Here is a 9,868-nt window from a genome sequence, read left to right on the forward strand (position 1 = left end):
TTGAGAGTAACAGCATGGCCGGACAAGATATTCACGCACAACGCATTATGGTTTTGGATTTTGGTTCTGAGTACACCCAGTTAATTGCACGCAAGGTGCGCAGTGCGGGTGTGTATTGTGAGATTCATCCTTTTGATGTGGACGGTGCCAGCATTAAGGCGTTCAATCCTTGTGGGGTGATTTTGTCGGACGATCCTACCACTGAACCGTTAACGACCAATGTGCAGCCGCCAGCTTGCTTGTTTGACTTGCAAGTGCCGGTGTTGAGCATTGGTTATGACGTGAGCCAACTGGCGCAGAAAATTAAAATTCAAGCTGCCTATGACAAAACCACGCCGGCATTAGTAGAGCAGTTTGTGTTACAGGATTGCGGCTGTGAGGCGCTGTGGACACCAGCTAATATTGTTGCCGATGCAATCGCTAAAGTACGCGCGCAAGTGGGCGAGCGAAAAGTGTTGTTAGGCTTGTCTGGTGGGGTGGACTCCTCAGTGGTTGCGGCATTGTTGCACCGCGCGATTGGCGACCAGCTCACGTGCGTGTTTGTCGACCACGGTCTGCTGCGTTTGCATGAGGGCGATCAGGTGATGCAGATGTTCGCTGAAAATATGGGCGTTAAAGTGATTCGCGTGGATGCCGAGCAGCGCTATTTAGATTTGCTTAAGGGTGTTAGCGACCCAGAAGAAAAGCGCAAAATCATTGGCCGCACTTTTATTGAGCTGTTCGATGAGGAAGCCGCCAAGTTGGAAGGCATCGATTTCCTAGCTCAGGGTACGATTTATCCAGACGTGATTGAGTCCGTGGCGATGAAGCACGGCAAAGCACATACAATCAAGTCGCACCACAACGTGGGTGGACTGCCAGAGGACATGAAGTTCGAGCTGGTAGAGCCGCTGCGTGAGCTGTTTAAAGACGAAGTGCGCAGGCTGGGTGTGGAGCTGGGCTTGCCGCATGACATGGTTTACCGTCATCCGTTCCCGGGTCCTGGTTTGGGTGTGCGTATTTTGGGTGAAATCAAAAAAGAATACGCCGACCTACTGCGCCAAGCAGATCATATCTTTATTGAAGAGTTGCGCGCTGCCGGTTGGTATGAAAAAACCAGCCAGGCATTTGCGGTATTTATTCCAGTCAAATCCGTGGGCATGGTCAACGATCAGCGCCGTTATGCGTGGGTGGTGTCTTTGCGCGCGGTGGAAACCATTGATTTTATGACAGCACGTTGGGCGCACTTGCCTTATGAGTTGTTAGAGAAGGTTTCTTCGCGCATCATCAAAGAAATTGAAGGCGTCTCGCGCGTCGTCTACGACGTATCCAGTAAACCACCGGCGACGATTGAGTGGGAGTGACGGGCACTGGCTGGCAATGTCTAGCAACGGCAGGCATTTCGGCTGAGGGTAAAAGAACTTTCCGCTAAGCGATAGACTGTATGTAAACACAGTATTGCAAGGACGCGGAACATGCCTCATGTGGCGGCCAGGACGGCCAGCCGGGATCGGGATACTGGTCGTTACCAGAGCCACCGACCCGAGCAAACCCTTCTCTATCAGATCGTTGACGAGTATTACCCGGCATTCGCTGCGCTTATGGCAGAGCAGGGAAAGGAATTGCCGGGCTATGTGCAACGGGAATTTGAAGAATTTCTCCAATGCGGGCGGCTGGAGCATGGCTTTCTACGGGTTCGCTGCGAGTCTTGCCACGCCGAGCACCTGGTCGCTTTCAGCTGTAAGCGTCGCGGTTTCTGCCCGAGCTGTGGGGCGCGGCGGATGGCCGAAAGTGCCGCCTTGCTGGTTGATGAAGTACTGCCTGAACAACCCATGCGTCAGTGGGTGTTGAGCTTCCCGTTTCAGCTGCGTTTCCTGTTTGCCAGCCGGCCCGAGATCATGGGGTGGGTGCTGGGCATCGTTTACCGCGTCATTGCCACGCACCTGGTCAAGAAAGCGGGCCATACCCACCAAGTGGCCAAGACGGGCGCGGTCACCCTGATCCAGCGTTTTGGATCGGCGCTCAATCTGAATGTTCACTTCCACATGCTGTTTCTCGACGGTGTGTATGTCGAGCAATCCCACGGCTCAGCGCGTTTCCGCTGGGTCAAGGCGCCGACCAGCCCAGAGCTCACCCAGCTGACGCACACCATCGCCCACCGGGTGGGTCGCTATCTGGAACGGCAAGGCCTGCTGGAACGGGATGTCGAAAACAGCTATCTGGCCTCGGATGCGGTGGATGACGACCCGATGACACCCCTGCTGGGGCACTCGATCACTTACCGTATCGCTGTCGGTTCACAGGCGGGGCGAAAGGTGTTCACTTTGCAAACTCTGCCGACCAGTGGTGATCCGTTCGGTGACGGGATTGGCAAGGTAGCCGGGTCCAGCCTGCACGCCGGCGTGGCGGCCAGGGCCGATGAACGCAAGAAGCTCGAACGGCTGTGCCGGTACATCAGCCGCCCGGCGGTATCCGAGAAGCGGCTGTCGTTAACACGAGGCGGCAACGTGCGCTACCAGCTCAAGACGCCGTACCGGGACGGCACCACGCACGTCATTTTCGAACCATTGGATTTCATTGCAAGGCTGGCCGCCCTGGTACCGAAGCCCAGAGTCAACCTAACCCGCTTCCACGGGGTGTTCGCACCCAACAGTCGGCACCGGGCGTTGGTCACGCCGGCAAAACGGGGCAGGGGCAACAAGGTCAGGGTGGCTGATGAACCGGCAACACCAGCACAACGGCGAGCGTCGATGACATGGGCGCAACGGCTCAAGCGTGTTTTCAATATCGACATCGAGACCTGCAGCGGCTGCGGCGGCGCCATGAAAGTCATCGCCTGCATTGAAGACCCTATAGTGATCAAGCAGATCCTTGATCACCTGAAGCACAAAGCCGAAACCAGCGGGACCAGGGCGTTACCCGAAAGCCGGGCGCCACCGGCTGAGCTGCTCCTGGGTCTGTTTGACTGACGAGCCTGAAGGCCAACGATACCAATCAAAATGCTGCGTTCACAGCGCCGCGGCAGGGATCCGCCGTGCTGGTTGTCGGAAAAGGAGCCGCTAGTGGGAAAGAGGAGGGTAAATTTTCAGCGTTGCTGGCTCCCCGTCAGCCGGATTGGGTTGCATCGCAGGGGTGTCGAAAGAGTCAACTGCGGTCCAAAGCTGTTGGACTTGGGTGAAAAGGGCGTTTATTCTTCCTATACGTTGACCCGATTAAGGTGTCAGCCCCTACTAAAAAAAATCTACTCAACACCTAACTGTAATTTTGCAGAACTAAGATGAATTTCATCTTGTGTTTCTAAAGCAAAATATCCATAAGCTAGAGGTGCGGCAGCAGCTCGTTCAACTGCTTGTTCAAACAGTTTATCCCATACTTCTCCACCTTGTTTTTCGTATGCCGCAATTAAATTTTTCAGACTTTCTTCACCGAAAACAGTAACGTGACCTGAAAAATCTTGTGCTATATCGCTGACTTGTGCAGTTGACCAATCAATAATTCCACAAACTTCTCCATTATGATGAGTAAGTGTATGACCTGCATACAAATCACCGTGAATGAATTTTGTAAAATTCGGCCATAAGGCATCATTATCCAGCCATTTTTGGTACCGAAGTTCTAATTCGGCATTTATCCCTAATTCAGATTTCACCAAAATCAATCTTTCAGAAATCTCATTTCTAACCTGTTCAGGTGTCAAAATTTTTAGATTATTACGAAGTACTTCTTCCGTAGGAATTGAATGAAGTTCTATAAGTGCTTTCGCTAATGATGGTATATAAAGGTCGTTTTCTTTAGACATATTCCAGGTTACTTCATAAGTCTCCGCATCATAAGTAAGTGCAGGTTTTCCATCGAGCAAAGGATAGGCTACCAGTTTTTCATTAGCTATACGCCAATCAGGAACTTGAACCGAAAGGTATTTCGACACCAATTGAAGAATGCGTTTCTCATTCGCAATCTGTTCGCCTAAGGTTGTTCTTCTTGGAATACGCAACAACCACTTTGTGCCATCCCTATCTGTAGCGAAACCAACCTTAAAATCAATTCCCATTTCATTAAAACTCATTTCATCCGAAAGAATTAACCCATTTCTTTCCGCTAATTTTTGAATATCTCTATTTTTCATTTTTTTAAATATTTTTGATTTTACCTAATTGCATTAAGTTGCGAGTGCTAAACGAAAGAATACCCACAAGGATTGCCAAACAACCGCTTATGATAAACGTAATGTTTACACCAATAACTTCTGCAATCAGGCCTGTGAATAATAAACCGATTACACTTGGCAAAACTGCCAAACTATAATAAAGTGAAAATACACGTCCTAATTTTTCAGGACTTACCTCTGTTTGTACAATTGCTGTAAAACAGCCATTGAAAACAGACAGGCTGATACCGCCAATGGCTGTTACCATCACAAATCCTACAAACCAACTTGCAGGTAATACACCACTCAAAATAAATGTAAGTCCCAATAATACATACATAACATTGACTGCGACTACTTTTGAGCCTTTCAATTTGAAAATACTCAGGATGACACCGCCAATAAGCATACCTCCGCCCCAAACCACTTCTACAATTCCTATCTCCCATTTTCCTCCTGCAAAATGCCCTGTTGTGAGCAACGGAAACATAATGGCAGCTGGCATTATAACAAAGGTTATCGCCATTGCATAAAGAAAAAGATAACGCAAACCTTTGTTTTTTGAAACAGTCTGAAACCCTTCCGAAAATTCTGTAGCAATAGAATGTGCAGACGATTTTGACTTCGCAACCACATTGGGAATTTTCACCATCACGAGTGAAAGAATAGCCAGCAATGCTCCAATCAAATCCAAGTACAATACTTTTGAAATAGGAAGATAAGCAATGGCTAATGTGCCAATGGCAGGACCACCAATACTGCAAACCGAATGTAACACCTGATTAATTCCTGCTACCTTTATCAATTCATTTTGGGGTACAATCAGCGGAGCAATTGCCTGTAGTGCCGGAGCGTGAAAAGCATTACCAACAGAGCGTAAACCCAATAAAATGTATATCCATATAAGATTAACATTTTCATTTTGTAAAATGACGAGTAACAAAAGGGCACAGAGAGCTATAAAAGCATCCGAAAAAATCATTACATATTTACGATTGAGACGGTCAACATATACACCTGCTATTAAGCCTATCAATGCTTGAGGCAACATAGCTGCTATTCCTGCGTAGGCTAAAACTTCGGCTGACTTGTACTCCAGACTAAGCCATATAACAATAGCAAACTGAACAGCATAACTTGTAAGCATTGAAGCAAACTGTCCAGCCCATATAAACATATAGGTCTTAAACCATTTACGGTTTTCCATAAAAACTTGATTAAATTATACAACAAAATAATTGTAGCATAATACTAATAGAGTACTATACCATAAAAGTGGGTTTTGAAGAGAATTACCCTAATAATTATTTAATCCAAGGCTTTGCCACGTGTTGTATACTTTTTGGAAGTGAAGCCACAAAAGTACAAATTATTATCTCAAAAAATAAGCTATTTTATCAAAATTAAGCCCAGCAGCTAACATGAACTCGGGTCGCCCTCAAAGGGGACATGCCTGCTGAACCGCGAATATAGAGAAATATCCCGAATGTGCAGTTAACGAATTCTTGCGGTTTCTTTCAGCGCCGCCAATACCGCCAGCCCGTCGCGCAAGGGGCGCGGCTCGTGTGTGCGGATGAAGTCAGCTCCACCTGCGGCGGCGGCAAGCTCTGCAGCGAGTGTCGCGGCCCCGACATCCCCCGGACCACGGCCTGTGAGCGCGCGCAGAAAGGATTTGCGCGAAACAGACAGAAGCACCGGCAAATCGAAGCGCAGCCGCAATTCATCGAACCGCGCCAGCACCGAGAGCGAGGTTTCGGGAGCAGCCCCCAGAAAAAACCCCATGCCGGGATCAAGGACAAGGCGGTTGCGTTTGATACCGGCACCCGTCAGCGCCGCGATGCGCGCGTCAAAGAACGCCGCAATGTGATCCATGATGTCGCCAGCGGGTGCCTCGCGCCGATCTGCCTGCCCGTCTTGCACCGAATGCATAACGACGAGTTTGGCAGATGATTTCGCCAATTGCGGATAGAACGCAGCGTCTGGAAAACCGCGAATATCATTGAGATAGGCCACACCACGCGACAAGGCATAGGCTTGCGTCGCGGGTTGATAACTGTCGAGCGAGACGGGAATGCCATCTGCCTTGAGCGCGTCCAGCACCGGCGCGATACGCGCGATTTCTGTGTCGGACGAAACAGGCGCGGCGTCGGGATTGCTGGATGCCGGACCGAGGTCGATCACATCTGCCCCCTCGGCCATCAGCTTACGCGCCTGCGCAATGGCTGCGTCTGGCGCCAGATACCGGCCTCCATCGGAGAAACTGTCCGAGGTTATGTTGACGATGCCGAAAATGATGAGCGATTTATTCATGGGGGCTTCTATAATAATAATAATCGAGCATGAGTCTCATACGGATGCTCGGGTCGAAAGGGAATCCCCAGGCGAGTAACCTGTTTGCGGTGATCCATTAGCTGCAGGAGCAGAATAGCATACATCTGGAAGCAAAGCCAGGAAAGCGGCCTATGGAGCTGTGCGGCAGCGCTCAGTAGGCAATTTTTCAAAATATTGTTAAGCCTTTTCTGAGCATGGTATTTTTCATGGTATTACCAATTAGCAGGAAAATAAGCCATTGAATATAAAAGATAAAAATGTCTTGTTTACAATAGAGTGGGAGTGATCACACGTCTGGCATTGGCTGGTAACGACTGGCATTAAATAACATATAAGCCCATGTTTTCATGGGCTTTTTTGTTTTTATGTCTGGCAGTATTTAGCAACTGATGGCATCGGGAAGCACCGCTTGAGCGTGGTATCCAAGGTGGTATTATCGAGACATGATGCCATGAGTGATAGCCGATACCATGCAGCTTGATCCTGTGTGTTCATGGTATCGAAATTACTTAACTAACTGTTTTTATTGGTTTTATTGCCTGATTTTTAGGTGGTCTTTCAGCATGGTATCGGATCGGATTATGTTCTGCCGTCACGCTACGATTCTGGCGTCCCCATGAGCAGTGCCACGCTGAACCGGGTGATGACGATGACTTACAAGCTGGCTCAGAAAGAAGGGCAGCCGCTTGCTAAATTTGGCCCGCGCGACCTGAGGCGAACAGCCAGTACCTTGCTCCATGAAGCCGGTTACAACACCGATTGGATAGAGAAATGCCTGGCACATGAGCGAAAAGGCGTAAGGGCAATCTATAACAAAGCCGAGTATCGTGATCAGCGTACATCTATGTTGCAGGACTGGGCGGATATGATTGATGAATGGACCGCTTAATAGATACATGGAGTTGTGGTTCGTTCAGTACTTATTTTTATAGGGGCGAGTGAAATGACGAAAATAAAGATATGGATGATTTCTTGGGATTCGTTAGAAATGAACTGGGAGAAGTCCAGACAGGGTTATGAAGCAAAAAGCATAGTTGATTATGAGCGAGTAGGTGAGCTGGCAAAAACACAAAGGCGCTTGCTACCTTTGAAAGCGTTTCATATAATTGAAAGCATAGACTACATTAGGAGGGTTTGATTATGGGAGTGCGAGCAGTAACAGTTCGGGACGTTCCCGAAGAGGTACACAGAGCGATTCGAGTCCGAGCAGCACAGCACGGTAGATCACTTCAGGCGGAAATGCTGGCCATTTTTGAGCAGGCAGTAAAACCTGAAGGGCGCGTCAAGCTGGGTAATCTGTTGGGTGAAATTGGGCGTGAAGTAAAGCTAACTGATGAAGAAGCAGCGGGTTTTGAGCGCGACCACTCACCTGCACGGGCGGCGAATTTTTAATGATTTTGCTTGATACAAATGTTCTATCTGAACAGTTCCGAGCAAAGCCTGATGAGCGTGTTTTAGCCTGGCTGAACGAGCAGCCACTTGAGACGCTATATCTATCTGCAATGACTGTTGCGGAGATTCGCGCAGGCGTTGCCCTGATGCCTAACGGCAAGCGTAAAAAACTGCTTAGTGAAAGCATTGAAGAGAAGCTGTTGCCGTTGTTTGCGGGGCGTGTATTGCCTTTTGATATGTCTTGCACAAGGGCTTATGCGGATGTACTTGCAACAGCAAAAAAGGCGGGTAGCGGCATTGCAGCGGCAGATGCGGTAATAGCAGCGACAGCGCATGACGGCGGCTTTATGGTTGCAACAAGAGATACGAGCCCGTTTGAAGCGGCAGGGTTGAGAGTTATCAATCCTTGGGAACTGAAAAAATAGTGTTCATGCAGAATTAAGGGGGCGTGTAGCCCCCTTAATTTCAGGTGTGTAAGTTTCTTGTTGACTTAGGCGTTACCGGCAACGGCGAGCTTAGCGGCGGCGGTAAAGTCCAGCATACGCTGTAATGGACGTACAGCTTTGGGGAGAAGTGCTGGGTCAACCGTGATTTCATTGCTGCCGGTTTGTAAGCTATGTAGCATGGCTTCCAGAGTGTTCATTGCCATCCATGGGCAGCTGGCGCAACTACGACAGCTGGCACCTTCACCCGCAGTAGGCGCTTCAATAAAGCGTTTGTTCGGGCTCAGCTGCTGCATCTTATAGAAGATGCCCTTGTCTGTAGCAACAATAAACTCTTGCTGATCCATTTCTTGTGAGGCTTTAATAAGTTGACTGGTTGAGCCGACCACATCCGCCAGTTCTATTACCTGTTCAGGCGATTCAGGGTGAACCAAAACAGCAGCGTTGGGATAAAGGGTTTTCATGTTCTCAAGCTGCTTGGTCTTGAATTCTTCATGCACAATACAGGCACCGTCCCACAGCAGCATATCAGCGCCAGTTTCGCGCTGAATGTACTTGCCTAGATGTTTGTCCGGTGCCCAGAGAATTTTTTCACCGTTATCCATCAAGCTTTCTACAATTTCTAGCGCACAACTGGATGTAACCACCCAGTCAGCGCGCGCTTTAACGGCGGCTGAGGTGTTGGCATAGACAACAACGGTACGTTCAGGGTGTTGGTCGCAGAAAGCGGAAAACTCTTGTATGGGGCAGCCTAGATCCAGCGAGCAAGTAGCATCAAGCGTTGGCATCAAGATGCGTTTTTCAGGGTTAAGGATTTTCGCAGTTTCGCCCATAAAACGTACACCAGCGACCACTAGAGTCTGCGCTGAATGTTGACTACCAAAGCGTGCCATTTCTAAAGAATCAGCAACGCAGCCGCCGGTATCTTCAGCGAGCTTCTGTAACACAGGGTCACAGTAATAGTGTGCGACAAGTACAGCGTTTTGCCGCTTGAGTTCAGCTTCGATTTGTTGAATATAATCTGCTTGCTGCTCTGCGCTCAGGGGTTTGATTTGTTTTGCTGCAAGGTGTGCTTGAACTAGAATGCGTTCAGCAATTTGTGTCATCTCTGCCAGTCCTCAATACGCCTAGCGATGCTTTTTAAAGTAAGTGGTTTTAAAAGAGGCGCTAAGTTAACAAGTAAAAGCTAAGTAAGCAAATAGCTACAGGAAACACCGTAAAATTGCTAAAGGAAAGTGGTGGGTCGTGCGGGATTCGAACCTGCGACCAATTGGTTAAAAGCCAACTGCTCTACCACTGAGCTAACGACCCATATTTGGAGGGGCGCATAATACGGCATTTTTTGTTCGATTTAAATAAAAGTTTGCTTTTATTTGCACTATTTAAATCAAGTTGAGTGCTAAATGTTCGGTAAAGTAAATTCATGTTGTGTGATATGAGTGAGGAATTATAAAAAACACAAGCATATCAAGTAGATAGGTGGGTAGCTACTCTGCTTAAGAAGCCTCTGAATAACTACCTGCGTAGCTACCACCGCGTTAAAAACGTACTCACAATCTTTAGATTGAACGTGCTT

General features: G+C 48.5%; 8 protein-coding genes, 1 tRNA gene and 1 pseudogene. 5 read left to right on the forward strand and 5 right to left on the reverse strand.

The window, feature by feature from the left end:
• Positions 1–14: 14 nt before the first annotated feature.
• Positions 15–1,343, forward strand: a complete 1,329-nt coding sequence (gene guaA / locus QEZ41_RS08995; RefSeq protein WP_289411113.1) for a glutamine-hydrolyzing GMP synthase — start codon at positions 15–17, stop codon at positions 1,341–1,343.
• 111 nt (positions 1,344–1,454) lie between these two features.
• On the forward strand, positions 1,455–2,948 hold the full coding sequence (locus QEZ41_RS09000) for an IS91-like element ISCR2 family transposase (RefSeq protein ID WP_001120888.1): 1,494 nt from the start codon (positions 1,455–1,457) through the stop codon (positions 2,946–2,948).
• Positions 2,949–3,220: 272 nt separating this feature from the next.
• On the opposite strand, the gene QEZ41_RS09005 is transcribed toward QEZ41_RS09000, so the two are convergent.
• From QEZ41_RS09005 to sul2, 3 genes are all read right to left on the reverse strand, one after another.
• Complete coding sequence (locus QEZ41_RS09005; RefSeq protein ID WP_014386803.1) at positions 3,221–4,105, reverse strand: Mph(G) family macrolide 2'-phosphotransferase; 885 nt, start codon at positions 4,103–4,105, stop codon at positions 3,221–3,223.
• Between the two features lie 4 nt (positions 4,106–4,109).
• Positions 4,110–5,333 (reverse strand): macrolide efflux MFS transporter Mef(C), encoded by a 1,224-nt coding sequence (mef(C), locus tag QEZ41_RS09010; protein ID WP_085286200.1) that lies wholly within the window; start codon positions 5,331–5,333, stop codon positions 4,110–4,112.
• A 287-nt stretch (positions 5,334–5,620) separates the two neighbouring features.
• Positions 5,621–6,436, reverse strand: coding sequence for a sulfonamide-resistant dihydropteroate synthase Sul2 (gene sul2, locus QEZ41_RS09015; RefSeq protein ID WP_001043260.1), 816 nt, complete (start codon positions 6,434–6,436; stop codon positions 5,621–5,623).
• A gap of 592 nt (positions 6,437–7,028) precedes the next feature.
• Here sul2 and QEZ41_RS09020 point away from each other — a divergent pair.
• The 3 genes and pseudogenes from QEZ41_RS09020 to QEZ41_RS09030 all read left to right on the forward strand — a co-directional run.
• A pseudogene (locus QEZ41_RS09020) lies at positions 7,029–7,346 on the forward strand (tyrosine-type recombinase/integrase); the annotation flags it as partial.
• 251 nt (positions 7,347–7,597) lie between these two features.
• The gene (locus QEZ41_RS09025) at positions 7,598–7,849 is read left to right on the forward strand and encodes a FitA-like ribbon-helix-helix domain-containing protein (protein ID WP_289411116.1); all 252 of its coding nucleotides are present in this window, start codon (positions 7,598–7,600) and stop codon (positions 7,847–7,849) included.
• Complete coding sequence (locus QEZ41_RS09030; RefSeq protein WP_289411117.1) at positions 7,849–8,274, forward strand: type II toxin-antitoxin system VapC family toxin; 426 nt, start codon at positions 7,849–7,851, stop codon at positions 8,272–8,274. Before QEZ41_RS09025 ends, QEZ41_RS09030 begins: the two co-directional genes overlap by 1 nt.
• Before the next feature lie 65 nt (positions 8,275–8,339).
• Here QEZ41_RS09030 and nadA read toward each other — a convergent pair whose 3' ends face one another.
• On the reverse strand, positions 8,340–9,398 hold the full coding sequence (gene nadA, locus QEZ41_RS09035; protein WP_289411118.1) for a quinolinate synthase NadA: 1,059 nt from the start codon (positions 9,396–9,398) through the stop codon (positions 8,340–8,342).
• A 130-nt stretch (positions 9,399–9,528) separates the two neighbouring features.
• Positions 9,529–9,603: transfer RNA gene (locus tag QEZ41_RS09040), tRNA-Lys, on the reverse strand.
• Positions 9,604–9,868 lie beyond the last annotated feature (265 nt).

Source organism: Thiopseudomonas acetoxidans, assembly GCF_030362935.1.
GTDB classification, from domain to species: domain Bacteria; phylum Pseudomonadota; class Gammaproteobacteria; order Pseudomonadales; family Pseudomonadaceae; genus Thiopseudomonas; species Thiopseudomonas acetoxidans.

Bases quoted from the DNA above. Each gene is read 5' to 3' on its own strand.
- guaA (WP_289411113.1), top strand. From the start codon at position 15: ATGGCCGGACAAGATATTCACGCACAACGCATTATGGTTTTGGATTTT.
- QEZ41_RS09000 (WP_001120888.1), top strand. From the start codon at position 1,455: ATGCCTCATGTGGCGGCCAGGACGGCCAGCCGGGATCGGGATACTGGT.
- QEZ41_RS09005 (WP_014386803.1), bottom strand. From the start codon at position 4,105: ATGAAAAATAGAGATATTCAAAAATTAGCGGAAAGAAATGGGTTAATT.
- sul2 (WP_001043260.1), bottom strand. From the start codon at position 6,436: ATGAATAAATCGCTCATCATTTTCGGCATCGTCAACATAACCTCGGAC.
- QEZ41_RS09025 (WP_289411116.1), top strand. From the start codon at position 7,598: ATGGGAGTGCGAGCAGTAACAGTTCGGGACGTTCCCGAAGAGGTACAC.
- QEZ41_RS09030 (WP_289411117.1), top strand. From the start codon at position 7,849: ATGATTTTGCTTGATACAAATGTTCTATCTGAACAGTTCCGAGCAAAG.
- nadA (WP_289411118.1), bottom strand. From the start codon at position 9,398: ATGACACAAATTGCTGAACGCATTCTAGTTCAAGCACACCTTGCAGCA.